Annotated in this window: 28 protein-coding genes and 1 tRNA gene; 21 read left to right on the forward strand and 8 right to left on the reverse strand. The window is 59.3% G+C overall.

Features of this window, described 5'->3' with window-relative positions:
- Positions 1–75 precede the first annotated feature (75 nt).
- From FHK92_RS10475 to FHK92_RS10510, 8 genes are all read left to right on the forward strand, one after another.
- A complete protein-coding gene (locus FHK92_RS10475; protein WP_181287979.1) occupies positions 76–552 on the forward strand; it encodes a translation initiation factor 2 in 477 nt (158 codons plus the stop codon).
- A gap of 147 nt (positions 553–699) precedes the next feature.
- Positions 700–954: a YkgJ family cysteine cluster protein gene (locus FHK92_RS10480; protein WP_181287980.1), complete on the forward strand. Its 255-nt coding sequence runs from the start codon at positions 700–702 to the stop codon at positions 952–954.
- Between the two features lie 55 nt (positions 955–1,009).
- Positions 1,010–1,618 carry an START domain-containing protein gene (locus FHK92_RS10485; RefSeq protein ID WP_181287981.1) on the forward strand — a complete coding sequence of 203 codons (609 nt, stop codon included), beginning with the start codon at positions 1,010–1,012 and terminating at the stop codon, positions 1,616–1,618.
- 136 nt (positions 1,619–1,754) lie between these two features.
- Positions 1,755–1,991 carry a hypothetical protein gene (locus FHK92_RS10490; protein WP_181287982.1) on the forward strand — a complete coding sequence of 79 codons (237 nt, stop codon included), beginning with the start codon at positions 1,755–1,757 and terminating at the stop codon, positions 1,989–1,991.
- A 202-nt stretch (positions 1,992–2,193) separates the two neighbouring features.
- On the forward strand, positions 2,194–2,535 hold the full coding sequence (locus FHK92_RS10495) for a ribonuclease E inhibitor RraB (protein ID WP_181287983.1): 342 nt from the start codon (positions 2,194–2,196) through the stop codon (positions 2,533–2,535).
- 279 nt (positions 2,536–2,814) lie between these two features.
- The gene (locus FHK92_RS10500) at positions 2,815–4,224 is read left to right on the forward strand and encodes a circularly permuted type 2 ATP-grasp protein (RefSeq protein WP_181288047.1); all 1,410 of its coding nucleotides are present in this window, start codon (positions 2,815–2,817) and stop codon (positions 4,222–4,224) included.
- A 10-nt stretch (positions 4,225–4,234) separates the two neighbouring features.
- Positions 4,235–5,185, forward strand: coding sequence for an alpha-E domain-containing protein (locus FHK92_RS10505; RefSeq protein ID WP_181287984.1), 951 nt, complete (start codon positions 4,235–4,237; stop codon positions 5,183–5,185).
- The gene (locus tag FHK92_RS10510) at positions 5,182–5,985 is read left to right on the forward strand and encodes a transglutaminase family protein (protein WP_181287985.1); all 804 of its coding nucleotides are present in this window, start codon (positions 5,182–5,184) and stop codon (positions 5,983–5,985) included. Before FHK92_RS10505 ends, FHK92_RS10510 begins: the two co-directional genes overlap by 4 nt.
- A 168-nt stretch (positions 5,986–6,153) precedes the next feature.
- Here the strand turns inward: FHK92_RS10510 and FHK92_RS10515 are convergent, their stop codons facing one another.
- On the reverse strand, positions 6,154–6,966 hold the full coding sequence (locus FHK92_RS10515; RefSeq protein WP_181287986.1) for a cytochrome c: 813 nt from the start codon (positions 6,964–6,966) through the stop codon (positions 6,154–6,156).
- A gap of 610 nt (positions 6,967–7,576) precedes the next feature.
- On the opposite strand from FHK92_RS10515, the gene FHK92_RS10520 reads away from it, so the two are divergent.
- The 3 genes from FHK92_RS10520 to FHK92_RS10530 all read left to right on the forward strand — a co-directional run bounded on the left by FHK92_RS10520 (position 7,577) and on the right by FHK92_RS10530 (position 11,768).
- On the forward strand, positions 7,577–8,782 hold the full coding sequence (locus FHK92_RS10520; protein WP_181287987.1) for an acetyl-CoA C-acetyltransferase: 1,206 nt from the start codon (positions 7,577–7,579) through the stop codon (positions 8,780–8,782).
- A gap of 26 nt (positions 8,783–8,808) precedes the next feature.
- Positions 8,809–10,950 carry a 3-hydroxyacyl-CoA dehydrogenase NAD-binding domain-containing protein gene (locus FHK92_RS10525; RefSeq protein WP_181287988.1) on the forward strand — a complete coding sequence of 714 codons (2,142 nt, stop codon included), beginning with the start codon at positions 8,809–8,811 and terminating at the stop codon, positions 10,948–10,950.
- Between the two features lie 83 nt (positions 10,951–11,033).
- Entirely contained in the window at positions 11,034–11,768 is a 735-nt protein-coding gene (locus tag FHK92_RS10530) for an amidotransferase (protein ID WP_181287989.1), read from the forward strand.
- 90 nt (positions 11,769–11,858) lie between these two features.
- Here FHK92_RS10530 and FHK92_RS10535 read toward each other — a convergent pair whose 3' ends face one another.
- The 3 genes from FHK92_RS10535 to FHK92_RS10545 form a co-directional block, all read right to left on the reverse strand.
- Positions 11,859–12,830, reverse strand: coding sequence for a magnesium and cobalt transport protein CorA (locus FHK92_RS10535; RefSeq protein ID WP_181287990.1), 972 nt, complete (start codon positions 12,828–12,830; stop codon positions 11,859–11,861).
- A 136-nt stretch (positions 12,831–12,966) separates the two neighbouring features.
- On the reverse strand, positions 12,967–13,689 hold the full coding sequence (locus tag FHK92_RS10540) for a 1-acylglycerol-3-phosphate O-acyltransferase (protein WP_181287991.1): 723 nt from the start codon (positions 13,687–13,689) through the stop codon (positions 12,967–12,969).
- A gap of 301 nt (positions 13,690–13,990) precedes the next feature.
- Complete coding sequence (locus FHK92_RS10545; protein ID WP_181287992.1) at positions 13,991–14,680, reverse strand: crotonase/enoyl-CoA hydratase family protein; 690 nt, start codon at positions 14,678–14,680, stop codon at positions 13,991–13,993.
- A gap of 307 nt (positions 14,681–14,987) precedes the next feature.
- Here FHK92_RS10545 and FHK92_RS10550 point away from each other — a divergent pair.
- Positions 14,988–15,077: transfer RNA gene (locus FHK92_RS10550), tRNA-Ser, on the forward strand.
- Between the two features lie 205 nt (positions 15,078–15,282).
- On the opposite strand, the gene FHK92_RS10555 is transcribed toward FHK92_RS10550, so the two are convergent.
- Positions 15,283–15,642, reverse strand: a complete 360-nt coding sequence (locus FHK92_RS10555; RefSeq protein ID WP_181287993.1) for a DUF6124 family protein — start codon at positions 15,640–15,642, stop codon at positions 15,283–15,285.
- Positions 15,643–16,311: 669 nt separating this feature from the next.
- Between FHK92_RS10555 and FHK92_RS10560 the strand changes: the two genes are divergently transcribed.
- A complete protein-coding gene (locus FHK92_RS10560) occupies positions 16,312–16,812 on the forward strand; it encodes a nuclear transport factor 2 family protein (RefSeq protein WP_258232631.1) in 501 nt (166 codons plus the stop codon).
- Positions 16,813–16,837: 25 nt separating this feature from the next.
- On the opposite strand, the gene FHK92_RS10565 is transcribed toward FHK92_RS10560, so the two are convergent.
- Entirely contained in the window at positions 16,838–17,770 is a 933-nt protein-coding gene (locus FHK92_RS10565) for a helix-turn-helix transcriptional regulator (RefSeq protein ID WP_181287994.1), read from the reverse strand.
- Between the two features lie 548 nt (positions 17,771–18,318).
- Between FHK92_RS10565 and FHK92_RS10570 the strand changes: the two genes are divergently transcribed.
- The 6 genes from FHK92_RS10570 to FHK92_RS10595 all read left to right on the forward strand — a co-directional run bounded on the left by FHK92_RS10570 (position 18,319) and on the right by FHK92_RS10595 (position 23,445).
- Positions 18,319–19,668 (forward strand): MFS transporter, encoded by a 1,350-nt coding sequence (locus tag FHK92_RS10570; RefSeq protein WP_181287995.1) that lies wholly within the window; start codon positions 18,319–18,321, stop codon positions 19,666–19,668.
- Positions 19,669–19,770: 102 nt separating this feature from the next.
- On the forward strand, positions 19,771–20,466 hold the full coding sequence (locus tag FHK92_RS10575; protein WP_181287996.1) for a fumarylacetoacetate hydrolase family protein: 696 nt from the start codon (positions 19,771–19,773) through the stop codon (positions 20,464–20,466).
- Between the two features lie 42 nt (positions 20,467–20,508).
- Positions 20,509–21,267 carry an SDR family oxidoreductase gene (locus FHK92_RS10580; protein ID WP_181287997.1) on the forward strand — a complete coding sequence of 253 codons (759 nt, stop codon included), beginning with the start codon at positions 20,509–20,511 and terminating at the stop codon, positions 21,265–21,267.
- Positions 21,268–21,297: 30 nt separating this feature from the next.
- A complete protein-coding gene (locus tag FHK92_RS10585) occupies positions 21,298–22,254 on the forward strand; it encodes a 2-hydroxyacid dehydrogenase (protein WP_181287998.1) in 957 nt (318 codons plus the stop codon).
- 220 nt (positions 22,255–22,474) lie between these two features.
- A complete protein-coding gene (locus FHK92_RS10590; RefSeq protein ID WP_181287999.1) occupies positions 22,475–22,807 on the forward strand; it encodes a type II toxin-antitoxin system HigB family toxin in 333 nt (110 codons plus the stop codon).
- Positions 22,804–23,445: a helix-turn-helix domain-containing protein gene (locus FHK92_RS10595; protein ID WP_181288000.1), complete on the forward strand. Its 642-nt coding sequence runs from the start codon at positions 22,804–22,806 to the stop codon at positions 23,443–23,445. The genes FHK92_RS10590 and FHK92_RS10595 overlap by 4 nt, the downstream gene beginning before the upstream one ends.
- A 16-nt stretch (positions 23,446–23,461) precedes the next feature.
- Here the strand turns inward: FHK92_RS10595 and FHK92_RS10600 are convergent, their stop codons facing one another.
- Positions 23,462–24,424: a DMT family transporter gene (locus tag FHK92_RS10600; protein WP_181288001.1), complete on the reverse strand. Its 963-nt coding sequence runs from the start codon at positions 24,422–24,424 to the stop codon at positions 23,462–23,464.
- 2 nt (positions 24,425–24,426) lie between these two features.
- Complete coding sequence (locus FHK92_RS10605; RefSeq protein WP_181288002.1) at positions 24,427–24,927, reverse strand: DUF3916 domain-containing protein; 501 nt, start codon at positions 24,925–24,927, stop codon at positions 24,427–24,429.
- 161 nt (positions 24,928–25,088) lie between these two features.
- On the opposite strand from FHK92_RS10605, the gene FHK92_RS10610 reads away from it, so the two are divergent.
- Both FHK92_RS10610 and dapF read left to right on the forward strand, forming a co-directional pair.
- On the forward strand, positions 25,089–25,667 hold the full coding sequence (locus FHK92_RS10610) for a GNAT family N-acetyltransferase (RefSeq protein ID WP_181288003.1): 579 nt from the start codon (positions 25,089–25,091) through the stop codon (positions 25,665–25,667).
- A 52-nt stretch (positions 25,668–25,719) separates the two neighbouring features.
- On the forward strand, positions 25,720–26,523 hold the full coding sequence (gene dapF, locus FHK92_RS10615) for a diaminopimelate epimerase (RefSeq protein WP_181288004.1): 804 nt from the start codon (positions 25,720–25,722) through the stop codon (positions 26,521–26,523).
- Positions 26,524–26,600 lie beyond the last annotated feature (77 nt).

The following is a 26,600-nucleotide window of genomic DNA, read 5'->3' on the forward strand; positions in this document are numbered from 1 at the left end:
GTCGCTTCGATGTGCTTGTCAGCGCCGCATTATCAGGCCAGCATTAAGGTCTCTGCCGTAAGTGCCGTTGTATTTATGAAAACCAATATTCCTGCTGTCTGGGTTTTGATCGGCCTGTTGAGTGTCCTGCACATGGGAGGCGTCGCCGTGGCGGCTTCAGCGCAGGAGAAGCCGGCAGCCAGCGCTGCCAAGGAAACGCCGAAAAAAAACGCAGCGATCAAGAAGGCTCCCGCCAAGAAGGCAGCGCCGGCACAGAAAAAACGCGCGCCGATCGCCTCAAAGAGCAAATCCGCCCACGAAGTCGCCAAGACGCCACTGCCTCCGGCCAAGCTGGACCTGAGCCTGCCCCATGGCATGGTCGAAGAGCTGCAACCTCCGGGCAAGGTGCTGTTACCCAAGCGCGAGCCACTGCTGCCGGCGATGTTCGGGGACAAGCCCGGGCCGTTCCAGCTCAACGGCCGCCTGTTGAGCAACGAGATGCAGTTGCCGCTGCGCAATCAGGAGCGCAACGAGGTGGAAGGCGCCGCGCTGGAGTTCGAATTCAAGCAGTAAGCCGGGCGCAGTCCTGCTGTTCGTCGCTGACTGCCCAGTCATCGCGCCTTCTGCGAAAAAACACGGGGACGGTAATTTAAAACACCTGTTTTAGCCGTTACTCTGTGGCTGTTACCAACCATTACCTGTCGTGAGGTATTTGTCGTCATGAAATGCCGTGAAGGCTGTGGCGCCTGTTGCATCGCCCCTTCCATCAGCTCACCCATCCCAGGCATGCCACAGGGCAAGCCGGCGGGAGAACGTTGCGTACAGTTGTCGGTCGATAATCTTTGCCAGATCTTCGGCCGACCGGAACGCCCTGCGGTGTGCTCGGCGTTTGAAGCCGACATCGAGGTCTGCGGCAGCAGCAGCGACGAAGCCATTCGGTTGATCGGATGGTGGGAGCAGGTCACGGCAGCGTAGCGGGGCAATCGTCAAAACTGACATGAACGAACTTGGACAATAAGGAAAACAACCTATGGGTTCGCTGCATCGTATGGCTGTGTTGTGTGGTTTGACCGTGTTTTTGGCAACGGCTACCGCCCAGGCAGAGGACTGGGAGGTCGTCAAGGACAAGGACGGTATCCAGGTGTCCCTCAGTGAAGTGGCCGGTTCCAAATACAAGGCCTACCGTGGCGTGACCGTCATGAAGACCACCATGGCCAAATTGCGAGCCCTGCAGGAAGACGTGCCTGGCGCCTGCGCCTGGATCCATGAATGCAAGAGCCAGAAACTGCTCAAGCATGAAGGCAACAAGAGCTGGACCTACACGCAGTTCAATACGCCGTGGCCGGTTACGTCCCGTGATTCCGTATTGGAAGTCACCTCCGAGGAAGGTGCCGATGGCAGCCTGACTCGCAAGCTCAAGGGCGTACCGACTTACGCGCCGGAAGAGAAGGGCTTTGTACGTGTGGCACAAGTCGACGGCTTCTGGACATTCACCCCCAAGGGTGCGGACCGGATCGAAGTGACCTACCAGGTCCACACCGAGCCGGGCGGTGACGTACCGTCCTGGCTGGCTAACAAGTTCGTGGTTGACGCGCCGTTCAACACGCTGAAAGCGTTGAAAGAACGCGCCGAAAAATAACGGCTACAGTCTATGAAGAAACCGCCTCCGAGGCGGTTTTTTCATCTGCGCCATCTGCGCCTCAGCGGAACGATTGTTTCGCCGTCAATGTCGAGATGAAGGCAAGCCCTGCCATGAATTGATCAAGGAGACACCGATGCAAAAGTGGGAAATCACTTTCGTTGACGATCACGGCGAAGCCATCGCCGAGCAGTTCGATTACGACCAGGAGCCCACCATGGAGCAGGCTGCCCAGTTGATCCGGCAGAAGCTGTTGCCAGTCCCCGCCAAGCTTGACCTCAACGACCTGGAAGGTCGCACCGAAGACCCTACGCTCAAAAGTCTCAAATCCCAAAACAGCATTGAAATCATCAGCATTAAACCGATTTCATGAAAATCCTTGTCTGGTCCCGCTTGGCAGTTGCGATGACTTGAAGCTACTCTGCAATCGAGATCAGCGAAAGGATCGCCAAGGTCCGGTCTTGTCAGCTACATGCTTGTGTCCCGACGGTCAGTTGATGCCGTACTGCTTGTAACCGCAGGTTGCTCGCACGGGAAGACGGAAAGTCTATCCATCGGTCTGAGGAGGACGTTTCATGAGCACAGCCTATCAAGAAGACATCAGCACCAGCGTGCTGCGCCGCATGAAAGAGGGCGGTTTCGATTTTTCCCGGTTCCATCCCATCGAGTTCTACGCCATTTTCCCCGACGAGGAGCGGGCGCGCAGGGCGGCAGGTCATTTTCGCGGCGAATCGTTGAACGCGCAGATCAGTGCTCGGGAAGACGGAGCCTGGTCGTTGGAACTGAGCCGGGTGATGTACGCCACCTATGATGACATCGGCGACTTCGAGCTGAACTTCGAAGCCGTGGTGGAGCCCCTGGGTGGCATCATCGAAGGTTGGGGCGTCAAGCAGGAGATCCGGCGCCTGCAGGCCTGACATTTTCCTTGTGCGTCACAGCAACGGCTGACCTTTGTGTCGGCCGTTTTCATGTCTGGCACGTCCGCTGATTCATCACTGTCGCCTCTCTATCTTGACTATGCTCAGGGAGAGCGATGTCCTGCGTCGCAATGAAGCGACGCAAGCCGGACAGGGAGATCGGCTGCACCACAAGGGTGCCCGGCCTGTCGAGGGATAAACCAAGCTGTTGATCATAAAGCGTTTATGCCGCTGGCACGGGCCTTGCGACGCCTGAGCCAGGGTGACAAGGAGTACGGCATGATCCGCACTGGTTTTGATGAAATGTACGATGCCGGCGGCCAGGTCCGCCCACATTATCGAGCGTTCGCCCGGTGGTTGGCCGAAACGCCCGACGAGCTCCTGGCACAGCGGCGACGCGAGGCTGACCTGTTGTTTCATCGCGCCGGCATCACGTTCACGCTTTACGGCGATGAGCAGGGAACGGAGCGCCTGATCCCTTTTGATACCATTCCGCGAAGCATTCCCGCCAGTGAATGGCGAATGGTCGAACGTGGATGTATCCAGCGGGTCAAGGCGCTGAACATGTTCCTGGCCGACCTCTATCACGAACAGCGGATCATCCGGGCCGGCATCATTCCGGCCGAACAGGTGCTGGCGAACGATCAATATCAATTGGCGATGCAGGGGCTGGATCTGCATGGCGATGTCTATGCCCACATTTGCGGCGTCGACCTGGTGCGCGATGGTGACGGCACGTACTACGTGCTCGAGGACAACCTGCGTACACCCAGTGGCGTCAGCTACATGCTCGAAGACCGCAAGATGATGATGCGCCTGTTCCCCGAACTGTTCGCCGCGCAACGCATCGCACCGATTGACCATTACCCGAACTTGCTGCTCGATACGTTGAAAAGCGCCAGTCACTTGGACGACCCAAGCGTCGTGGTCCTGACGCCCGGGCGTTTCAACAGTGCATTCTTCGAACACGCCTTTCTCGCCCGTGAGATGGGCGTCGAGCTGGTGGAGGGCGCGGATCTGTTCGTACGTGACGACAAGGTCTTCATGCGCACCACGGACGGGCCGAAAGCGGTGGACGTGATCTACCGTCGTCTCGATGACGCCTTCCTCGATCCGCTGGCCTTCAATCCGCAGTCGATGCTCGGCGTGCCGGGGCTGCTGTCCTCCTACCGTTCGGGCAATGTGGTGTTGGCCAACGCCATCGGCACGGGTGTGGCGGATGACAAATCGGTGTATCCGTTTGTCACCGACATGATCCGTTTCTACCTGGACGAGGAACCGATCCTGAACAACGTCCCGACCTGGCAGTGTCGCAACCCCGCTGAACTTTCCTATGTGCTGGCGAATCTTCCGGATCTGGTGGTCAAGGAAACCCAGGGCTCTGGCGGTTACGGCATGCTGGTGGGACCGGCCTCGACGACGGCGCAGATCGACGCGTTCCGCGAGCGGATCAAGGCCAAGCCGCACGCCTACATCGCTCAACCGACGTTGTCGTTGTCGACGTGCCCGACCTTTGTCGAAAACGGCATTGCACCACGTCATATCGATTTGCGCCCGTTTGTCCTGGCAGGGCGCGAAACCCGTGTAGTGCCGGGTGGCCTGACCCGCGTGGCGCTGCGCGAAGGTTCCCTGGTGGTGAATTCATCACAGGGCGGAGGCACCAAGGACACTTGGGTGGTCGAGGAATGAAGGAGCTGCCATGTTAAGCAGGACCGCCTCGGACTTGTATTGGATGTCGCGTTATCTGGAGCGCGCGGAAAACCTCGCGCGGATGCTCGACATCAGTTATTCGCTGTCATTGATGCCCCAGGATGGCCGCGGCGACGGCTTGCATGAATTGGCCATGCCGTTGCTCATTACCGGCACGCTGGATGACTACCGTGACAGGCATGGCGATCTGCACGCCGAGCGCCTGTTGCACTTCTTTGCCCTGGAGTCGGCCAACCCCGCCAGTATCTACAGTTGCCTGGGTTCCGCACGTGCCAGTGCCCATGCGGTGCGTGGCCGAATTACCGCCGACATGTGGGAAAACGTGAACGCCACCTGGCTGGAAATTCGCCAGATCGCCGAGCAAGGCCTGGGTCGCTACGGCATGAGCCGATTCTGCGAATGGATCAAGGAGCGGTCCCACCTGTTTCGCGGCGCCACCTACGGCACGATCATGCGCAACGATGCGTTCAGGTTCATACGCCTGGGAACGTTCATCGAAAGGGCCGACAACACCCTGCGCCTGCTCGACGCCCGCTACGAAATGGCCGGCGACCAGGCCCATGCCGTCAGCGACGGCACGGCCCATGCCTATTATCAATGGAGCGCGTTGCTACGAGCGTTGTCTTCCTTCGAGGCCTACACCGAAATCTACCGCGACGCTCCCGGCGCCCGGCACGTGGCTGAACTGCTGCTGTTGCGCGCCGACGTCCCGCGCTCCTTGCATGCCTGCTCCGAAGAGATCGACCAGATCCTCGCCAGCCTGCCCGGCAGCAACGGTCGGCAGGCCCAACGCCTGGCGGCGGAGATGGACGCACGCCTGCGCTATACCGGCATCAATGAAATCCTCGACGGTGGGCTGCACGCCTGGCTCACCGAATTCATCCCACTGGTTCGTGAACTGGGCAATGCCATTCACAGTTCCTACCTGGAGGTCATATGAGACTCTCGATCAGCCACGAAACGGCCTACCACTATGAAGACCAGGTTCGCGCGAGCATCCAATACCTGCGCCTGACGCCGCACGACAGCGAACGCCAGCATGTGCTGAGCTGGCAGCTGGACCTGCCCCGGCCGGTGCGGTCGCAGCTCGATCCGTTCGGCAATATCCTTCATGTACTGACATTGGACGAGCCCCACGAAACCATCATCATCGGTGCCCGTGGCCAGGTGGATATCGACCCGACGCGCGAAGCCGAGCACGAAAGCCAGTCGGCGTTGCCCTTCCTGCGTTTCACCCGGCTCACCGAAGCGGACGAAGCCCTTCGCGCCTTCGCCCAGGCGCAATGCAAGCAGCGTCGCGATCGTGTGGCGCTGATTGATCTGATGCATGGGCTCAACCAGCACATGGCCTACACACCGGGCTCAACCGAAGTGGAGACCAGCGCGGCCCAGGCGTTTGCCGGTCGCAGCGGGGTTTGCCAGGACCATGCCCATGCCTTCCTGGCGTGCGCCCGCAGCCTGGGCGTGCCGGCGCGTTATGTGTCGGGTTATCTGTTCAATGAAGACAGCGAACACCTGGCGAGCCATGCCTGGGCCGAAGCATGGCTCGATGATGCCTGGTACAGCTTCGACGTGACCAACCAACTGGCCCGTCCGGAGCGACACTTGAAATTGGCGGTAGGCCTGGATTACCTGGACGCCTGCCCGGTGCGTGGCATGCGCCGTGGCGGCGGGTTTGAACAGATGCACGCCAAGGTATTGGTGACGCCGGCCCCGGTGATTACGGTGCACCAGCAGTAATTGATCCAGTTTTTTGTGACGAGGGAGCTTGCCCCCGTTGTGTAGGAGCTGCCGAGCGAAGCGAGGCTGCGATCTTCTGCCCACGCCAAGGATCAAAAGATCGCAGCCTCGCTTCGCTCGGCAGCTCGTACAAGGGTCAGCGGGATTGCCTCAGCCAGAAAAGCAGACCTATTTGTTCAACGGCTGCTTACGCCCCGCCATATGCTTCAAATACCCCACCAGCAGGTCCAGTTCCGAATCCGGCAACACCGTCGCCGAGAACCCGGGCATTTTTCCCTGGGGCCAATGACGCATGCCCTGCGGGTCACGGATGTAGCGCTTGAGGAAATCCCCCGAGAAATATTCCGTGGGGTTGAAAGGGATGTTCAGGTCCGGACCGAACTGCGCATCCCCCGCACCGTTGAGGCGGTGGCAGGCCAGGCAGTTTTTCTGAAACAGTTCGAACCCTTTGTTCACCGGATCATCCTTGGCCAGGGCCGGCGACGGCAGCAGGGCAGGGAAGCGATCGGCCACCGCCGACAAGCGCTTGATGCTTGCCACCGCGTACGGCCATTGTTCAGGGCTGATATGGCCGGATTGGGGATCAGTCCAGACCAGATAGAACGGTCCGGCGCTTTTCTTCCCGTCCCCGAGCGGCGGCCATGGCTTGGCCGGGTCTTCGATTGCCAGCCACGCCCTGGCGCCGCTCTTGTTGAGCAACGGTGCGGCGGGCAGTTCGGCGGCAAAGCCATCCAGCGCCACGGCCTGCAGATGATCGTTCGCTTGGACACCGGTCAACAGCGCGGCCAGCGGCACGGCGCGATAACTCATCGGCTTCTTGTAGGAGACATCTTCGGCAATTTGTACCGTACGGGCTTCAGGATGCTTGAGCAGCGCTTCGGTTTGCCACGTACGCGTATTCGCGCCCAGCTCCAACACCAGCTGTGCGGCATAAAGGGGCGAGCTGAGCAGCAGCGCCCCCATCACGATGAGGACTTTCAAATGAGTCGCCTTCCATGTCGAGAGAGAAGCGCAAAGGGTGGCACAACCACCGTCGCTGGAACAGCGTTCGCTTACCGGCGTGGATGATGCAACTCATGAATGGTGTGGACACCATGCGCCTGTCAGCCGATGACCTTGGTAATGTTCGGCAAGATCAACAGCAGTGTGGTGGCGAAGAGAATGAGTCCGGCTTGGCGAACTTTCGAATGTTTGAACATGGCTGACCCGCCTTTTTTGTTATTTCCTGAGGCCAGCCTGCATAACTCCATGACGGCTGGCGTTGCACTTCCTGTCTGACAAGCGCCCCGGCAAAACCCGACGACTTTTCTTGTACAAGCTTTACATTAGGGGCCGCAGCCGACTTGGCTTAGATCTAATTCGTATGAGTTTCTTATTGCTAGCTATAAAAAAGGCATGAGGCTTATTGCCACCTTCCTGCCGGCCCTCTTGCTAGACAGCTTGCTTACCTGAATCGGTTAACCCGATAGCACGCTACCGTTCGTCTGAGCGTGGCTGTCAACGTCGTTGAGCGCTGGGGTCATTGAATCCAGCGCCGCTGGGCTTATGGTTGCAGGTGTTGTTTTGTCCCAAATGGCGGTTCGAGGATGTCATGACCGAAGCTTTGATTTTTGACGCATTACGCACGCCTCGTGGCAAGGGAAAACCCGACGGCGCTCTGTACACCGTCAAGCCGGTAAATCTGGTCAGTGGCCTGTTGACCGCGTTGCGCCAGCGCATGAGCCTGGACACAGGCCATGTGGACGACATCGTGCTCGGCTGCGTGACGCCGACAGGTGAGCAAGGCGCCGACATCGCCAAGACCGCCGCGCTAGTGGCCGATTGGGATGTCAGCGTGCCCGGCGTGCAGCTCAACCGCTTTTGCGCCTCGGGCCTGGAAGCGGTGAACCTGGCCGCGATGAAAGTGCGCTCCGGTTTCGAAGACCTGGTGGTGGCTGGCGGCGTCGAGTCCATGTCGCGAGTGCCGATGGGCAGTGACGGCGGCGCCTGGGCGTTGGACCCGCAGTCCAACCTGCACGGCCATTTCGTTCCCCAGGGCATCGGCGCCGACCTGATCGCTACCCTCGAAGGTTTCAGTCGCGAGGACATCGACGCCTTTGCGTTGCAGTCCCAGCAAAAAGCCGCGCGGGCGCGGGATAACGGTTCGTTCGATAAATCCCTGGTGGCGGTGCGGGACCAGAACGGCATCGTGCTGCTGGACCATGACGAGTTCATCCGCGCCGACTCGACGCTGGAAGGCTTGGGCAAACTCCGGCCGAGTTTCGAGGCGATGGGCCTGATGGGCTTCGACGCGACAGCGTTGCGCGTCTACAGCCACGTCGAGCGGATTCATCATGTGCACACGCCAGGCAACAGCTCGGGCATCGTCGACGGCGCGGCGCTGATGCTCATCGGTTCCCAGGCCAAGGGACGCGAACTGGGCCTGCAACCCCGGGCGCGGATTGTCGCCACCGCGGTCATCAGCACCGAGCCGACCATCATGCTCACCGGTCCGGCCCCGGCCACCCGCAAGGCCTTGGCGAAAGCCGGGCTGCGGGTTGAGGACATTGACCTGTTCGAGGTCAACGAAGCCTTCGCCTCGGTGGTGCTCAAATTCATCACGGACATGGCCATCGACCCCGCCAAGGTCAACGTCAACGGCGGCTCCATCGCCATGGGCCATCCGCTGGGCGCCACCGGGTGCGCCATCCTCGGCACGCTGCTGGATGAGCTGGAGGCGCGTCGCCTGCGCTATGGCCTGGCGACGCTGTGCGTCGGCGGCGGCATGGGCATCGCCACCATCATCGAGCGCCTCTGAGCCTGGACTTCAAGGAGCATTTTTTCATGACCGATGCCATTCGTTACGAAACCGGTCCGGACCGGATCGTCGTCCTGACCCTGGACATGCCGGGCCAGAGCGCCAACACCATGAACGCGCTGTACCGCGAGGCAATGGCGGCCTGCGTTGCGCGCCTCACCGTCGAGAAAGATTTGATCGCAGGCGTAATCATTACGTCGGCCAAGCAGACCTTTTTTGCCGGTGGCGACCTGAACGAGCTGATTCAAGTCGAACAGTCGCAGGCCAAGGCCTTCTACGAGACGGTGCTGGGCCTCAAGGCGCAACTGCGCGCGCTGGAAACCCTCGGCAAGCCGGTGGTGGCTGCCATCAACGGTGCAGCCCTGGGCGGTGGTTGGGAAATCTGCCTCGCCTGTCACCACCGCGTGGCGCTGGATCACCCGTCGGTGCTGATCGGCCTGCCGGAAGTGACCCTTGGCCTGTTGCCGGGCGGCGGCGGTGTGGTGCGGATGGTGCGCTTGCTCGGTTTGGAAAAGGCACTGCCGTATCTGCTCGAAGGCAAGCGGATTCGACCGCAACAAGCACTGCAGGCCGGCTTGATCGATGAACTGGCGGCGGATCGCGACGACCTGCTCGCCAAGGCCCGGGCCTGGATCCTGGCCAATCCGAGCGTGGCGCAACCTTGGGATACCAAGGGCTATCGGATTCCGGGCGGGACACCGTCCGATCCTGCCGTCACCCAGACGCTGGCCATCGCGCCTTCGATCCTGCGCAGCAAGACCCAGGGTTGCCTGCCGGCCCCGGAGAAAATTCTCTGCGCCGCAGTGGAAGGGGCGCAGGTGACGTTTGACGCGGCCCATCTGATCGAAACCCGTTATTTCACCGAGTTGGTGACCGGTCAGGTGGCGAAGAACCTGATAGGCACCTTCTGGTTTCAACTCAACGAGATCAAGGCCGGCGGTTCGCGCCCACACGGTCTTGCGCCTTTTCTGACAAGAAAAGTCGCGGTGCTCGGCGCCGGAATGATGGGCGCGGGTATCGCCCATGTCAGTGCGGCGGCGGGCATCGACGTGGTGCTCAAGGACATCGACCTGGCCACAGCGCAAAAAGCCAAGGCTCGTTGCGCGGCGCTGCTGGACAAGAAATTCGCTCGCGGGCAACTCACGGCTGATCAGCGTGACGCCACGTTGGCACGAATTCACCCTACCGACGACGATGCCGACCTGGCCGGTTGCGATCTGATCATCGAGGCGGTCTTCGAGGACCGTGCCCTGAAGGCCAAGGTCACTGCCGCAGCCCAAGCGGTGGCGGGGCCTGATGCAGTGATCGCGTCGAATACGTCAACGCTGCCCATCACCGGCCTGGCCAAGGCCGTATCAGACGAAAGCAAGTTCATCGGCCTGCATTTCTTCAGCCCGGTTGAAAAGATGCCCCTGGTGGAAATCATCCGGGGGGTTCATACCAGCGATGAAACCCTTGCCCGAGGTTTCGATTTTGTCCGGCAAATCGACAAGACGCCCATTGTCGTCAACGACAGTCGTGGCTTTTTCACGTCGCGGGTTTTCGGCACCTTCATCAATGAAGGCATCGCCATGCTCGGCGAAGGCGTGAGTGCGCCGATGATCGAAACCGAGGCGCGCAAGGCTGGTATGCCGGTCGGTCCTTTGGCGGTATCAGACGAAGTTTCCCTCAGCCTGATGAGCCATATCCGCAAGCAAACCGCTCACGACTTACAAGCGGAAGGGAAAGCGCCGACGGAGCATCCTGCATTCGCCGTGATTGACCTGCTGCTCGAATATAAGCGACCGGGCAAGGCGGGCGGGGCCGGTTTCTATGAATATCCAGCCCAAGGGCAAAAGCACCTCTGGCCGGGGCTCAAGGCGCGTTTCGAGAACTCCGCAGGGCAGATTCCGGCTCAGGATATCCGTGATCGGCTGTTGTTCATCCAGGCCCTGGAAACCGTGCGTTGCGTGGAGGAAGGCGTCGTCACTTCGACGGCAGAGGCCAATATCGGCTCGGTCTTTGGCATCGGATTCGCGTCCTGGACGGGAGGCGCGTTGCAGTTCATCAACCAGTACGGCTTGTCGGCGTTTGTCGCCCGCAGCCAATACTTGGCCGAACAATACGGCGAACGTTTCTCACCGCCGGCCTTGTTGCTGGAAAAAGCCGCCAGGCACGTGCGGTTCTGACGGCGAGGGGCTTGCCTTGGGACGGTGTTTCAAGGCAGGCTCTGGGGTGTGCAATATTCCCATCATCGTGTCAGGTATTTTTTATGTCGCTACGCATCTGCATACTGGAAACCGATATCCTGCGTCCGGAACTGGTCGATCAATATCAGGGTTACGGGCAGATGTTCCAGCGCCTGTTCTCGCAACAGCCCATCGCAGCTGACTTCATCGTCTACAACGTGATGGAGGGGCAATACCCCAGCGATGACGAACAGTTCGACGCGTACCTGGTGACTGGCAGCAAGGCCGATTCCTTCGGCGCCGATCCGTGGATCCAGACCCTCAAGACCTATCTCATGGACCGTTACCAGCGTGGCGACAAGCTGTTGGGCGTCTGCTTTGGTCATCAACTGTTGGCGCTGTTGCTGGGTGGCAAGACCGAACGGGCCAGTCAGGGTTGGGGTGTGGGCACACATCGCTACAAGCTCGCGGCCAAGGCGCCTTGGATGAGCCCGGTGATGGAAGAGTTGACCCTGTTGATCAGCCATCAGGACCAAGTCACCGAGCTGCCGGAAAATGCCACGGTCATCGCCTCGAGCGATTTCTGCCCGTTCGCGGCCTATCACATCAACGATCAGGTCCTGTGCTTCCAGGGCCACCCGGAATTCATCCATGATTATTCCCGGGCCTTGCTGGAGATCCGCCAGCAGCACCTCGGCGAGAAGATCTACAGCCAGGGCGTGGCAAGCCTCGACCAGGAACACCACGGCACGACGGTCGCTGAATGGATGATGCGTTTTGTTGCTCACAAACCGCAGGCCGAAGCCGCTCAGGGCTGATCGTCAGGTCGCTCCCACACTTGATGATTGACCAAGTGTGGGAGCGAGCTTGCTCGCGATGAAGGTCACGCAAATCCCACTGGAAAACGCCTACAACCACCCCGACCGCTTGAAACTCCCCCACAACGCCGTACATCCCACTGCAATAAACCCGAGCACGGCGAAATACCCGTAATGCCAGCCCAGTTCCGGCATGTTCTGGAAGTTCATCCCATAGATCCCGGCCACTGCGGTGGGAAACGCCAGGATAGCCGCCCATGCCGCAAACTTGCGCTGTACCACGCTCTGGCGCGAGGCTTCGAGCAACACGCCGACTTCGATGGTCTGGCTGGCGATGTCCGCCAGGGTCGCCAAGTCTTCCATCTGCCGCGTGACGTGGATCTGCACGTCGCGGAAATACGGGCCCATGTTCTTGTCGATGAACGGAAAGTCCAGACGCTGCAGCTCTTCGCTGATCTCCACCATCGGCGCCGCGTAGCGACGCAGGCGCAGCACGTCGCGGCGCAGGCTGTGGAGGTTCTGGATGTCGCGCTCGTTCAGGGCGCTGCAGAGCACGTTGCGCTCCAGTTCATCGATCTCGGCATGAATGGCTTCGCCCACCGGCAGGTAGTTTTCGATGACGAAATCAAGGATGGCGTAGAGCACGAAATCCTCGCCATGCTCCAGCAGAATTGGACGTGCCTCACAGCGCTGCCGGACATGGGCGTAGGACGCCGAGTGACCGTTGCGGGCGGTGATGATGTAGCCCTTGCCGGCGAAGATATGGGTTTCGATGAACTGCAGCTTACCGTCCTTGCGCACCGGCGAGTACGTGACAATGAACAGCGCATCGCCAAAGGTCTCCAGCTTCGGGCGGCTGTGCTTCTCCATGGCGTCTTCGATCGCCAGTTCGTGCAGGTTGAACTGGCGTTGCAGGTTGGTCAGTTCCTGGGTACTTGGCTCTTCGAGGCCGATCCACACGAAATGTCCTGGTTTCGCAGCCCAGGCGCTGCCTTCGTCGAGGGTAATATTGGTGATTTTTTTACCGGCGCTGTAAACCGCAGCAGCAACGACTCTACCCATGATGATGGTTCACTTCTTCTTGGAAATTGGCAGTGACAGGCAGCGTCCAGCTTAGCGCGCCGTGGTGCTTGAGAGTCAGTGAAATTCGCTGAGTTCGCGGCAAAAAGAAAACCCGCCGTAGGGGCGGGTTTTCTTTTCATGCAGCCTGCAACTGCCTGTCCATCGTCTCGATACACGCTTGCATCTGCTCGCGGCATTGGGCGATGAGGCGGGGCATGTCATCCATGCTCAGGCCCGTTGTAGGAATCGCCGGCAGCGAGCGTATGAGAATGTCACCACTGCGCCAGCGATTGAGGCGCATGTGCTTGATATAAGTGCTGACACACACAGGGATAATCGGCACCCCAGCGGCAATCGCCATCTGAAACGCGCCTTTCTTGAACGGCAGCAACGCTTCGCCCAGGTTGCGGGTGCCTTCCGGGAACACCCAAATAGAAGTGTCTTCATGCTGCAGCGTGTGGGTGGTGGTGAGCATCGATTTGCGCGCCTTGATCGCATTGCCGCGGTCAATCAACACATTGCCCGCCAGCCAGAACAACTGACCGAACAGCGGCACCCATTTCAGGCTTTTCTTGCCAATGCACACCGTGCGGCGCGGCACCACGTTACCGAACATGAACAGATCGTAGTTGGATTGATGATTGGCGATGATCACGCAGCTCTGGGATTTGTTCACCAGCGTGTCGACCTCGGCCTTGACCCGCAGACGCAGGAACCACATGGCAGGCAGCGCATACAGCCGGGCGCATAAACGGCTGTTGTCAGGGTTGAATGGCCGGCACAGGCCAAGAATCACACCCAACACCCCCGCCAGGACAAAATGCAGGCCCATCAAACACATACGCAACGTAAACAGCATCAACAAGCCCCGTCGGGACAAAAGGTGGCGCAGTGTACGGATGTGCACTGTTTTCGGCAATTGCCCCTATAGAGGTAGGAGATAGGCGATGTTTAAGCGTTTGTTTCGAAACGGCGCGTAGGAAGCGGGTTAGAGCGGTCGCTGGGTCAGGGCCACGTTGGGTTGGAAAAGGATCCGCTTCACCCGTGGCGAGGGAGCTTGCTCCCGCTTGAGTGCGAAGCACTCACAAAAACCGGGCCTGTTGCGCAGTCCAGCGGGAGCGTTTTTCTTCAGGGAACCGCGTTGCGACCCAAACCAAGCCTCAGCCCATGTGTTCCTGATCCAGCAGAATCGCGCTATCCAATGCATCCAGCAACGCCTTGCGAACCTTGAGCTTGGTGTTCTTGTGGGCAGTCATGTTGATTTTCTTCAACTGACGCGCGGCTTCCAACGCAGCACTTTGCAACTCATCAGTCGAGACCACTTTATCGAGGAAACCCGCGTCTACGGCGCTCTGCGGGTTAAACATCTCGCCATTGATCACCGAACGGTGGAACGCCGACTTGCGCAAGCGATCGCGGGCCAGCTCGATACCGGCGTGGTGCATGGTCATGCCGATCTGCACTTCGTTCAGGCCAATGGTGAACGGCCCCTCGACACCAATGCGGTAATCCGCCGACAACAACAGGAACGCACCCTTGGCCACGGCATGCCCCGGGCACGCGACGACGACAGGGAAGGGGTGCGACAACAGGCGGCGGGCCAGAGTCGAGCCGGACGCCACCAGGCTCACCGCTTCCTTGGGACCTGCGGTCATCACTTTCAAATCGTAACCGCCCGACAGGATCCCCGGCTGCCCGGTGATGATCACCACCGCGTGATCGGCCACTGCCTGATCCAGCGCGGCATTGAACGCGACGATCACATCAGGCGAAATGGCATTGACCTTGCCGTTGTTCAAGGTCAGGGTCGCGATACCGTCTTCGAGATGGTAGGCAATCAGGTCGCTCATGACGCTATTCCTTGTAAGAGAGTGGAGCAGACGTTACCCACCGTCGCAGGCCAGGTAAAGCGCCGTGACTGACTCACCGGTCAGCCCTGCCTTCTATAAACACCCCGGCTCGCCCCGAGGGCCGCGCCTGTTCCCGTGGCGCGGCCCACAGACCAGGCCAGAGTTTGGCCGGTTTGCCATCCCTCAGCCGGTTTGAAACACCGGCCAGCCTTAACCGCATGAAAATTCTGAAAAAAAACCTTTGCCATCGCAAAGGCTTTCGACTACATTAGCGCGCCTCGACAGACTGAACAGTTTGCCGAGACACGGTGAAGTGTCCGAGTGGCTTAAGGAGCACGCCTGGAAAGTGTGTATACAGGAAACTGTATCGAGAGTTCGAATCTCTCCTTCACCGCCACATTCTACAAACACAAACCCCTGATTTTCCTAGAGAAAGTCGGGGGTTTGTGGTTTTTGGTGTCTAAAAAAGGGCATGGGGTGCCTGCGCAGTGTTTGAAATGACACTGCACAGGCTGCCGCGCTTGCACCGATTGGGCGAGCCGACGGTCTTTAGGCAGGGGAGGCTACAAGCGCCGGCCAGCCCTTTCGGTCACGGCCCCTTGCTACCGCGGATCGACGATAGCCAGCGCACGATTCGCCAGCAGTTCACTCACTTCAATGACTTGCTGAATGCCCATCGCAACATGTCGGCGAGAACCTTCAAGATCGAATGCCAGGTCACTGATCATGGCATTGGCGGAGGCCAGGTTTTCGCTGAGGTTGGCGAGCAGACTTTCAGCGTCGATGCTCTCGACGACGGTGAATAGCTGATCCGCTGGTGGTTCTTCCTTGGGCTTGGCCTGTTGCGGCTTCAAATAATAATCAAGCGCCCGCTCAGTGGCTTCGTGGAATTTCTCCGGGTCGAGGCTTGAGTAGGAAGAGGAGGGGTCCGATTCCGGAGGATTGGGTGTGACCTTGAACATGGTGAATCTCCTGACCTGATTGGGCCACCATGACTTGTCGCTAAGCAAGTAAGGGTGGCGGCTGGACGCAGGTTAGCGAACCGGGGGTACAGGAGCCCGGCAGACCCGAAGGTCTCCCGCGAACAGCCGCCATTGCAGCGATTACAGACATTACATCCGCAACGAAATAACGAGTGCTGTTGCATCCATACCGATTCGGGTCGCTAAACCCGATCACTGATGAGCAGTGACGGGAACCAAGCTACCGATATGGACCAAGGCGCACAAGCGGGCGGATTCTGGCTTAGTTGTAGGCAAAGGCGCAAGGTGATGTAGCCTCTGCGCTGGAGCTGGGTGTTGCTGGGTATTTGTCTGTAGGCCTTGGACTTTCTTTGCCTGAGCAGCGTATCGGAGAAACGCCGTTCGGTGCTGCGCAACAGACAGAAACGGGTGCCATGCGGGTTGGGCCGGAGGGGGCCTCAGGTTTCTGGACCGCTTCGACATCATGTTGGAAGCGAAGGATAAGAACGTGGCTGCGCTTGCGTTCTATGAAGACGTCCTGAATGGATAAGACCAGGCTCGAATAGCAACAGGCAAGCGTCGAGCAGTATTAAGCAAAGGTTTCTGCGCGCATATCGTTAAGGTTCTTTTTAAAGAGCCTTAATCCATAGCATTGCTGCGAGAGACATCATGAAACTATCGATGAGTTCAGTCTTACATCTTCATGCCATCGCCATCTGCCTAGCACTTTCGACATCGATCGCTGGAGCGTCGCCAACTTCAACCCAGCAAACCAATGCGACGCTGGTGCGCGAGGCATTCACAAATTGGCAGCGGGGCAAAGGCACGGTGTTCGATCTGTTGGCGCCCGATGCCAGATGGACCGTGGCGGGGACAAGCCCCGTTTCCGGTGTGTACGCCAGCAAGGCCGAGTTGACCCAAGTCGTGCGGTCAATCACTGCGCGATTGGCAACGCCGATTGTCCCCACGGTGCAAAGCATTATTGCCGAGGATGACGTCGTGGTTGTTCTTTGGCACGGAAGAGCCACGGCGCTGGATCAGAAACCCTACAACAATACCTATCTGTGGCACATGACGTTCAAGAATGGCCAAGTCACTGAAGTAACGGCGTCCTTGGACACCTACGTGCTGGATGATCTCATGCGACGCGTAGAACCCGCACACCAGTGATCCGCCCGAAACATGACGCTGCGGTTCAGGTATTCAACGGCAACTGCGGACTGTCCGGATTCAACTGCTGCCGCCTGAACTGCCCCGGCGGTTGTCCGTGTATCTGGCGAAAACGCCTGGAGAAGTAAGCCTCGTCGGCGAATCCACACAACCTCGCCACTTCGCCCACTGGCCGCGTTCCGTTGAGCAAGTAGTTGCGCGCCGCATGCATCCGGCGTTCAAGTACCAGCTCGGTGAAGGTCTTGCCGATTTCCTTGCGCAGCCAGTGGGTCAGGTACGTCGGCGACAGGTAAGTCGCCGCCGCCACTTTGATCAGGTTCAGGTCGGGGTCGGCTATGTTCTTGCGCAAGTATTCGGACATCCTGCCCAGCGCATCGCGTCGGCTGACTTCGGCGGCGTTCTCTTCGGCCAAGCGCTTGAGCGGCTCGGCATACAAGGCGCAGACGCCGCCGATCAGTTGCAGCAGCAAGCCCTTGAGCATTTCACGAGTGCCGAACTGACGGTTCTCGTCCAGGGCGCGCATCTGTTCGATCAACGCACGTATCTTGGCGAAATCCTCGTCGCTCAGGACAAAGTCCAGGTGTTCCTGGAAGCGGAACGGTGACAGTTCAGGCGCCAGCAGAATCGAGACTTCTTCCAGGTCCATCGGGTCGCATTGCAAATGTGGCAGCAGGAAGGTCTGGGAAAAATTGATCACCACGAAATTGCTGTCCGCCGGGTGCGGAATCACATGCACCCGGTGGGGCAGGATGAAGGCCAGGGTGTTGCGTGGGAACGGTCGTTGGACGTTGCCGATGTGTTGCACGGTGTCGCCGCCAAGGTTGATCTGAATCTGGAAATATTCGTGGCGGTGCGGGCTGGTTTCGGCGCGTCGTCCTCTCTTGTCGCGGATATAGAAGTCCGTCAATTCGCTGCGTTGTTGCATGACGTAGGTGGGGACTCGGTTCGGTAATGACATCGCCTTGGAATCCTCGACAAGCGCTTGATGACGGGATTGTGACCAACGGGGCGGCAGGTTTACAAGTGGTTATACGATGACATCAGAGAAGGGTGATTTTTGTAGAGGATGGCGATTGGAGAGGCTGTCCAAAATCGATGCGGGCGTAATATTTGTTTTTTTTTACTTAAAAAACAAGTAATTACACGTCATATAAAACACCGTTGGCCGTCGCTGTATTTGCCGATTTTTTTGGACAGGTTTGTCCAACCTTGTTTTGGAAGGAAAAAACGATCTAAAGCCGCGGTTGATTTCGGATTGTTGTACGACCACTGTTGGGGCAACGCAACCCGACCTATCCAAAAACAACCCAAGGTGCGCACATCATGAATGTCCTTCCGCTGCTCCCTGACCCTCCTGGTCAACGCTATCGCCTGACGTCTGCGAACGCCTGACAACGGCTGACCGAGCCCTCATCAACTTGTGATTGTCCTGCCCCGAATTTCGAGGGCAATGGCTTCGGCTGTCCGCAAATATCTCGACCCTTCTAACAATAACGAGGTCCCCTCATGTCGAATTCACACACCTCCCAGACCACTGCGCCGCCGGGTATTGCCGGCGCCCGGGATGCCGTGGTGTCCGAGCGACTGCCGTCGCGGCGGCGCTGGTTCATGCTGTCGTTGCTGTTGATTGCAACGATCATCAACTACATCGACCGGGTAAACATTTCGATTGCCGCGCCATTCCTGGCCAAGGACCTGGGTCTCGACAAGATCCAGATGGGCCTGGTCTTTTCCGCGTTTGCCTGGACTTACGCGCTGGCCCTGGTACCCGCCGGTTTCATCGCCGATCGCTTCGGTTCCCGGTTTACCTACGGGGTGTCGCTGATCAGTTGGTCAACCGTCACCGTATGCCAGGGTTTTGCCACGGGGTTTGCTTCGCTGTTCGGCTTACGCCTGGCTGTTGGTGCGATGGAGGCACCGGCATTTCCTGCAAACAGCCGGGCGGTCACGGTGTGGTTTCCGGCGCGGGAAAGGGGGCTGGCCAGTAGCATCTATGTTTGTGGCCAATACTTGGGGACGGCGCTGTTTACCGGTGCGCTGCTCTGGCTGGCGACGACCTACGATTGGCGGCACGTTTTCTACAGCACCGGTGCGCTCGGCATCGTCTTTGGCATCGCCTGGTTGTACCTGTACCGCGACCCGATGAACTGCAAAAAGGTCAGCAAAGAAGAACTCAAGTACATCGAAGCCGGGGGAGGGCTGGTCAAGAGCAGCCAGGAGCGCACCCGGTTCAACTGGCGGCAGATCGTCGAGCTGTTCAGCTACCGTCAGGTCTGGGCGATTTGCATCGGCAAGTTCGCCAGCACTTCGGCGCTGTACTTTTTCCTGACCTGGTTCCCGACGTATCTGATCGAGGAACGCCAATTGACCATGATCAAGGCCGGAATCTTCGCCGTGCTGCCGTTCGTGGGCGCGACGGTGGGCATCCTGCTGGCCGGGATCATTTCCGACTTGTTGATCCGCCGCGGCTATTCGTTGTCGTTTGCCCGCAAGTTGCCGCTGGTGGTCGGATCGATGCTGGGCATGTCCATCGTCCTGGTGAATTTCACCGACTCGAACGTGATTTGCATTGCGGTATTGACCGTCGCCTTTTTCGCCCAAGGGATCGCGTCTTCCTCGTGGGCGGCCGTGTCGGAAGTCGCGCCCAAGGAACTGATCGGGCTGACCGGCGGGATAACCAGCCTGGCCGCCAACATCGGCGGGATCGTCACGCCTATCGTGATCGGCGCGATCGTCCACAAGACCGGCTCGTTTGCCTTGGCCTTCTGGTTCATCGGTGGCGTGGCGCTGGTCGGCACCTTGTCTTATTCCTTGCTGCTCGGCCGTTTGTATCGCATCGAATTGAAGGCGCGCTGAGCACAGGAAATAACTGTTTTTCTCCAATACGAGGCGGCATTCGTCCAACTTTCTCGGGAAATGCCGCCGTACGCTGATGCTTCCAACAGGACTTTCAACAGGATGAACATGCCCGAATACGTCTTTACCCCTGACCTGCCCGTATCCCTGCCGGTGATCGGCACCCCTCAGCGCTTTCCCGTTGGCCGGGTGTTTTGTGTCGGTCGAAATTATCCGTGGCCAGACACCCAAGGCGGCCAGAACCGCCTGCCTCCGGTGTTTTTCATGAAGCCTTCCAGTTGTGTCATCGATGCGGTCGGGGAGGTGCCTTTTCCGACGATGACGGAGGCATTCGTCCATGAAATCGAATTGGTCGTCGCCATTGGCGAGGGCGGTGCGAATATTCCGGAGAGCCAGGCATTGGCGTATGTCTGGGGGTACGCGGCCGGGCTTGACCTGACGCGGCGCGACGTCCAGTTGGCGGCCAAGCGCGACGGCCTGCCCTGGGAAGGTGCCAAGGTATTCGATGGGGCTGCGCCGATGACCGCCATCGTGCCGGTCTCCAAGGCAGGGCACCCGGATGGCGAACTCTGGTTGAGCGTGAACGGCCAGGAACGCCAGCGTGACAGCCTCGACAACCAGATATGGTCGGTCAGTGAAATGATCAGCAGGATTTCCCAATCGGTGGCGCTGCGGGCCGGCGACCTGATCATGACGGGCAGCCCGTCCGGTGTTGATGTGTTGCATCCAGGCGACGTGATCAACGCCGGCATCGATGGCGTCGGGCAGTTGGAAATGCGCGTCGGCCCGCGCCCCTGAACCCGGCCTCGCCGTACCGATTTTTTAAAAGGAATACACGACATGTCGAACACTTTGAAAGTTGCCCTGGTGACCGGCGCCGGTAGCGGGATCGGCCGCGCCGTGGCCTTGGGGTTGTTGCAGGACGGGTACACCCTGGTCCTGGCGGGACGCCGCGCGGAACCGTTGCAGGCGTTGGTCGACCTGGCGGCAACCGAGGGGCGCGAAGCGCTGGCGGTACCGACTGACGTGCGGGATCCGGCCAGCGTCGATGCGCTGTTCGCCACCGTCGAAGAGGTCTACGGACGCCTGGACGTCATCTTCAATAACGCCGGGGTCAACGCCCCCGCCGTGCCGCTGGATGAACTGACGTTCGAGCAGTGGCGAAACGTGATCGATACCAACCTCAACGGCGTTTTCCTGTGTGCCCGTGGCGCCTTCGGCCTGATGCGCCGACAGCAACCACAGGGCGGACGCATCATCAACAACGGTTCGATTTCGGCGCACACCCCACGACCGTTCAGCAGCGCCTACACCGCGAGCAAACATGCGGTGCTGGGCCTGACCAAATCCCTGGCCTTGGACGGGCGCGAGTACAACATCGCCTGCAGCCAGATCGATATCGGCAACGCCCTCACCGAAATGTCCGAGCGCATGACCAGGGGCGTACGCCAGGCCAACGGCAGCATCGCGGTGGAGCCCATGGTGGACGTCAAGCATGTGGCGGATGCCGTGCGCTACATGGCCGGCCTGCCGCTGTCGGCCAACGTCCTGAACATGACCGTCATGGCCACCGCCATGCCGTTTGCCGGTCGCGGTTGAGCCCGCCTTCCATTCCGTCACGAGGTCTATATGAAGCCAGAAGTCTTGCAACTCAGCCCGATCCTGATTCCCGAAATAAACTCCCGGCTCAACGAGCTGTTCACCGTCCGACGCTATTTCGAACAGGCCGACAAACAAGCTTACTTGCGCGAGCACGGTGGCAACATTCGCGGCGTGATCACCGGTGGGCATACGGGTATCAGCCAGGCGCTCATGGCGCAACTGCCCAGCCTGGAAATCGTTGCGGTCAACGGCGTGGGCACTGATGCGGTGGACCTGGCCTACGCCCGGGATCGCGGAATCCGCGTGACGGCCACCATTGGTGCGCTGACCGAAGACGTCGCCGACCTGGCCATTGGTTTATTGATTGCCGTGTGTCGCGGGGTGTGCACCGGTGACCGCTACGTGCGCTCCGGCCAGTGGCCCCAGAGCCCGACGCCACTGGCCCCGCTGCCGTTGGCGCGGCAGGTGTCCGGCATGCGCATCGGCATTGTCGGCATGGGCCGGGTCGGTCGCGCCGTGGCAACCCGAGCCGCCGCGTTCGGCTGCCCGATCAGCTACACCGACCTGCGCCCCATGGGTGACGTGAACCACACCTTCGTGGCTGACTTGAAACAACTGGCCCGCGACAGCGACGCCATGATCCTCGCCGCAGCCGCCGACAAGGCTGAAGCCATCATTGACGCCGAGGTGCTGCGTGCCTTGGGCAAGGGCGGTTACCTGATCAACGTTGCGCGCGGGAAGTTGGTCGACGAGGCCGACCTGGTGGCAGCGCTGGCTGCGGGAGACATCGCCGGTGCGGCGCTGGATGTGTTTGCCGACGAACCGCACGCGCCTGAGGCATTGTTCGGCAATGAACAGGTGGTGCTGCAACCCCATCGCGCAAGTGCGACGTTGCAGACTCGCACGCGGATGGGGGCGATGGTGGTCGCGAGCCTGGTGGACAGTTTTGCGGGAAGAGTGCCGCAGGGGTGTGTGACGGGGTGAAAGGGATGTCCCTTCAGAGGAGCTAATTGCCAGGTTTTCTGGCGGGTTGGGTCGGCAGGGCCCGTGGATTTGTCTCGGGATGTGTGGACAGCAACCCACTGACCCCAATGCTGCCGGCCAGATCGCCTATTTGTCACAGCATTGAGTCCGCCATCGCCAATAAATCGGAGTTGTGAAAAAGCACAACCAGAGTACCATCGGCCCAAAGACAAGGACGCCCATGGATATACTCACACCATCACGTTTTGACGACGCTGCGATTTTGTACCCGAACGACAAGGCCGGTCTTGATCGTTGCCTGCGCATTTTAAGGATGGCACGCCCCAAGGCGTTCGCTGACCTGCAAAAGATTTTCGGTACCCACGGCGTCGACCTGTTCAAGCCCAGGGCCGCAATGAACTGGGTGGTGATCGACGTCGGCGGCAATAATCTCAGGGTGATCGGCGGCGTCAACTATGCCCGGCAGAAGTTCTACGTCAAACACATCTACACGCATGCCGGTTACGACGTTGCCAACAGTTGGTATGCAAGAAATAAAGGGACAAGACGATGAGCGCAGCCCGGAACGATTTTCAAACCCTGATCGCGACGCTTGGCGAACTGCACGCCGTACTGGATCGCCTGCGCGGTGAGTTCGTGCATGGCATCAAGACCCGCGCCGACTATGAACGCGCGACGGACTTGCTAGATGAGCTCACCGACGGACGCGAACTCAGCAAGGTCGAGGAGAGAATTCTCGTTGAGCTTGAGGACGAAATCCTGGCTTACCAGCGCGACTCCGCCCAGTTTCGCGAATCGAATGCTGCTTTTGAGGCGACCTGTACGCCTGTGCAACTGATCAAAGACCTGATGGAGACGCTCGGGCTCACCGGTTCAGACCTTCCTGAAATCGGTGACAAAACAGCGGTGTCCAAAGTGCTCAATGGCGATCGGCCTATCAGTCACAAGATGGCTTACGCGCTGGCAGAACGGTTTGGGATGGAGCCGGGAGCTTTTCTATCGGTGACCTCGGGAAAGCTGGCGGCTCATATCGAAACTGTCCCTTTATCTATCAATAAAACCCCAGGTTATTACGTCTTGCACGAGAACGCGTTGCCCGCCTATTCAGTGGAGGAGGCCGGTGCCGGTGAATACAAAACCGTGACCTCGAAGGGCCGCACGAAGGCAGCCAAAGGGCCGGACAAGGGGTAGGGCAATTACCTGCTGATCAAGGGGCAGGGACGGTTGTGGAGCCCTGTGTCGTCAGGATGATACGCACCGCCATGACCACCCCGACAAGCACGGCAGCAAGACCTGACGCCTCCAGGAGCGTCGGCAGCCGATGATGAAACCACAAGCCCAGTAGGGTCGCGAACAGCGACTCCAAGGCGATCAATTGCCCGGAAAGCACCATCGGCAGGCGCCGGGACGCGGCGTTCCAAGCCCAGGCACCGATGACCGATGACATCAGCGCGATCACGAAACCCCAGAGATATAAAGGTCCCGCCACGGGTACGCTAAAACCCAGGCTGGGCAGTTTGAGCAGGTCCAACGCTTGCACAGTCGGTAACAAGCACAAGGTTCCTACTCCCGCACCGGCCATCATGAGGCCGGTCCATGCGCCTGACGCGTGGGGTGGCAGTTTCAGCAAGGCGCGTTGATTCAACCAGCTGAATGCGAGCCACAAGACCACTGCACCGATTGAAAACAACAAACCCAGCAGCCATGTCCCATCACCTGAAACGGGTTGATGGAGAGCGCCGAGATTCGACAGTAGAAGTCCGACCGTCAAGAAAAACAGTGGGATCGCCAGTTTGCGCCACTGGAGGGTTTTCGCCGTGGCGTTGCCCAGCAACGCCAGCAACACCGGCACCATTCCAATAAAGGCCGGGGTCAGCACCGGCCCACCGAAAATGACACCGGCGGCGATGCACGCGCTATAACCGAGATAGCCGAACACGCCCAGGCTCGCGGCCAGAAGCACCTGGTTACGGCGCAGGCGCCGAAGCTGGGCCCGATAGAGCACCACCACACCCAGGCCCAAGACACCGGCGATCAAGAACCGTACGATCATCAGGTCATAAATGGTGTAGGCGCCAGTGACGTAGGGCGCGATGAAGTTCAACGCCCAGCTCAGTGTCGCGACAATCGCGAGGGCCAAACCGGCGATGAGGTTTGAGCGTGTCTTCATTGTCAGGCAGGCTCTCCGATGCACCACCAATGAACGTCGACTTCATCGTCGCTCTGGGTTACATCGTGTCCATTCTCGATGAAGTATTCGGGCACATCCAAGGCAAGTCTGTCGCTCAAGCGCAATGGCGCAAGGGAGTTGTGCTGTCCCAGGAAGCTCAAGTAGTAATCACGGTCGTAGAACACTGTAACTTCACTTTGGTGGACCCAGGGCCAAACCAGCAGGCAGGCGATGCGGTAATAGCCTTGGCTGCGATCCGCCGCACGGGAAAGATGCTCGGCTGCTTCCAGCAACTGTTGAATACAGAAGGCCTGCACTTCGATCTGTGCTTGCGGACCTTGAACAAGTGAACTGATGACTGGGATTTTCCAATGCGCGTAGCGCTCGTTTTTATGGACGTGAGGGTAGAACTGGCCGTCAAATTTCGCGGCCCAGCGCTCCAGCGCGCGGAGACGGCGGGGAATACCTCGGAGTTTTCTATCGCTGAGGGCAATTTGTCGCAAGGCGATGTCCTTATATGGTTCATGATACTGAGCGTATCCAGTGTAGGCCGCGAAACGATGTGATTGGCGTTCGCCGTGGCTGGATGTGCAGCTTGGTTTATCGGACCTACGCTGGCAGCATCCGCTCAGAGGACGTCATAACGTTAGAAAAGGAATTCACCTTGGACCCCATCCCCACGTTCCAAACCCGCCGCCTCATTCTCACGCCCCTTGAACTGGCAGACGCACCGGCGATTCAACGGCTATTCCCACATTGGGAAGTGGTCCGCTACCTGGACAGTCGCGTGCCCTGGCCTTACCCGGATGACGGCGCGCTGACCTACGTGCGTGACCATGCGCTTCCTGCTATCGCTGCCGGACGCGAATGGCACTGGATGATCCGTATTACCGAAGATCCCGCGCAATGCATCGGCAGCATCAGCCTGTACGACCAGCCTGGCAACAACCGAGGTTTCTGGCTGGCGCCGCAATGGCAGGGAAAGGGGTACATGCGCGAGGCTTGCGAGGCGATCAATGCCTATTGGTTCGAAGCGCTGGAACGTCCGGTCATGCGAGTGCCGAAGGCGGTGGGCAACCTGGCTTCGCGCAGAATTTCGGAGCGCGAGGGGATGCGCATGATCGGGACGCAGCAGGGGGATTTTGTTTGTGGGTCGTTGCTCAAGGAGGTTTGGGAGATGACGCGTGAGGAGTGGTCTGGGAAAAAAGCTGCGTCAAAGGTGCACCCGGTTTTACCCGAATGAGCCCAGGTTGCTCCGAGTGCCTTTTTATCAGTTCCCATATCAGGATCAATTCATGCCGCTGAACTTCCACAAAATGCACGCCAACGGTGATGACTTCGTTATTGTCGACTCGCGAAATTCGGCCAGTCCGGTGACAGGTGCTCTGGCCCAGCGAATGGGCGACCGCAACCGCGGTGTTGGTTTCAACCAACTCGCGGTACTGCTCGATTGCGACGATGCCGCTGCGCGGGTGATGTTCTGGAACGCGGATGGCTCCGCGCTGGATGTTTGCGGCAGCGCGACGCGGGGAGCGGCGGACCTGCTCATGCGCGAAGCGAATATTACTTCGCTGGTGCTGCGGACTAACCGGGGCCTGCTGACTTGCGAACGAACCTCGACCGGCGACATTTCCGTCGACATGGGCGTGCCACTTTTGGGTTGGTCGGACATTCCCTTGGCACAAGAACTGGACACTGCTGCCTTGCCACTTGCCGGCAGCCCAGCCGCTTGCAACATGGGCAATCCGCATTGCACGTTTTTTGTCGATGACCTGGCTAGCGTTGACATCGCAATGATTGGACCGGCCATCGAAACCAATGCGCTATTTCCGCTCAAGACCAACGTTCATTTCGTCCAGGTCATTGATCGCAAGCACATTCGATTGCGCATTTGGGAGCGTGGTGCCGGTATCGCGCTGGGTTCGGGTTCTTGCTCGTGTGGTGCGGTTGTTAACGGAATTCGTCGTGGTTTATTGGACAACACCGTCGAGGTCGAATGTGATGGCGGAAGTGTGACGGTGCAATGGGACGGCGTGGGCGCGGTGTTTCTTATCGGGCCGGTGGAGGCGAGTTTTTCGGGGACGATGAGTCAAGATTGAATTCCACGGAGCGGCTGTCCGCCGCCGATCTCCTGTGGGAGCTAGCCTGCTCGCGAAGGCGGCAGCAAGGTACATAC

Origin of the sequence: Pseudomonas brassicacearum subsp. neoaurantiaca (genome assembly GCF_013608025.1) — a bacterium.
GTDB lineage: Bacteria > Pseudomonadota > Gammaproteobacteria > Pseudomonadales > Pseudomonadaceae > Aquipseudomonas.

Coding starts and splice junctions, on each gene's coding strand:
- FHK92_RS10475 (WP_181287979.1), top strand. CDS start 76: ATGAAAACCAATATTCCTGCTGTCTGGGTTTTGATCGGCCTGTTGAGT.
- FHK92_RS10480 (WP_181287980.1), top strand. CDS start 700: ATGAAATGCCGTGAAGGCTGTGGCGCCTGTTGCATCGCCCCTTCCATC.
- FHK92_RS10485 (WP_181287981.1), top strand. CDS start 1,010: ATGGGTTCGCTGCATCGTATGGCTGTGTTGTGTGGTTTGACCGTGTTT.
- FHK92_RS10490 (WP_181287982.1), top strand. CDS start 1,755: ATGCAAAAGTGGGAAATCACTTTCGTTGACGATCACGGCGAAGCCATC.
- FHK92_RS10495 (WP_181287983.1), top strand. CDS start 2,194: ATGAGCACAGCCTATCAAGAAGACATCAGCACCAGCGTGCTGCGCCGC.
- FHK92_RS10500 (WP_181288047.1), top strand. CDS start 2,815: ATGATCCGCACTGGTTTTGATGAAATGTACGATGCCGGCGGCCAGGTC.
- FHK92_RS10505 (WP_181287984.1), top strand. CDS start 4,235: ATGTTAAGCAGGACCGCCTCGGACTTGTATTGGATGTCGCGTTATCTG.
- FHK92_RS10510 (WP_181287985.1), top strand. CDS start 5,182: ATGAGACTCTCGATCAGCCACGAAACGGCCTACCACTATGAAGACCAG.
- FHK92_RS10520 (WP_181287987.1), top strand. CDS start 7,577: ATGACCGAAGCTTTGATTTTTGACGCATTACGCACGCCTCGTGGCAAG.
- FHK92_RS10525 (WP_181287988.1), top strand. CDS start 8,809: ATGACCGATGCCATTCGTTACGAAACCGGTCCGGACCGGATCGTCGTC.
- FHK92_RS10530 (WP_181287989.1), top strand. CDS start 11,034: ATGTCGCTACGCATCTGCATACTGGAAACCGATATCCTGCGTCCGGAA.
- FHK92_RS10535 (WP_181287990.1), bottom strand. CDS start 12,830: ATGGGTAGAGTCGTTGCTGCTGCGGTTTACAGCGCCGGTAAAAAAATC.
- FHK92_RS10540 (WP_181287991.1), bottom strand. CDS start 13,689: ATGCTGTTTACGTTGCGTATGTGTTTGATGGGCCTGCATTTTGTCCTG.
- FHK92_RS10545 (WP_181287992.1), bottom strand. CDS start 14,680: ATGAGCGACCTGATTGCCTACCATCTCGAAGACGGTATCGCGACCCTG.
- FHK92_RS10555 (WP_181287993.1), bottom strand. CDS start 15,642: ATGTTCAAGGTCACACCCAATCCTCCGGAATCGGACCCCTCCTCTTCC.
- FHK92_RS10560 (WP_258232631.1), top strand. CDS start 16,312: ATGAAACTATCGATGAGTTCAGTCTTACATCTTCATGCCATCGCCATC.
- FHK92_RS10565 (WP_181287994.1), bottom strand. CDS start 17,770: ATGTCATTACCGAACCGAGTCCCCACCTACGTCATGCAACAACGCAGC.
- FHK92_RS10570 (WP_181287995.1), top strand. CDS start 18,319: ATGTCGAATTCACACACCTCCCAGACCACTGCGCCGCCGGGTATTGCC.
- FHK92_RS10575 (WP_181287996.1), top strand. CDS start 19,771: ATGAACATGCCCGAATACGTCTTTACCCCTGACCTGCCCGTATCCCTG.
- FHK92_RS10580 (WP_181287997.1), top strand. CDS start 20,509: ATGTCGAACACTTTGAAAGTTGCCCTGGTGACCGGCGCCGGTAGCGGG.
- FHK92_RS10585 (WP_181287998.1), top strand. CDS start 21,298: ATGAAGCCAGAAGTCTTGCAACTCAGCCCGATCCTGATTCCCGAAATA.
- FHK92_RS10590 (WP_181287999.1), top strand. CDS start 22,475: ATGGATATACTCACACCATCACGTTTTGACGACGCTGCGATTTTGTAC.
- FHK92_RS10595 (WP_181288000.1), top strand. CDS start 22,804: ATGAGCGCAGCCCGGAACGATTTTCAAACCCTGATCGCGACGCTTGGC.
- FHK92_RS10600 (WP_181288001.1), bottom strand. CDS start 24,424: ATGAAGACACGCTCAAACCTCATCGCCGGTTTGGCCCTCGCGATTGTC.
- dapF (WP_181288004.1), top strand. CDS start 25,720: ATGCCGCTGAACTTCCACAAAATGCACGCCAACGGTGATGACTTCGTT.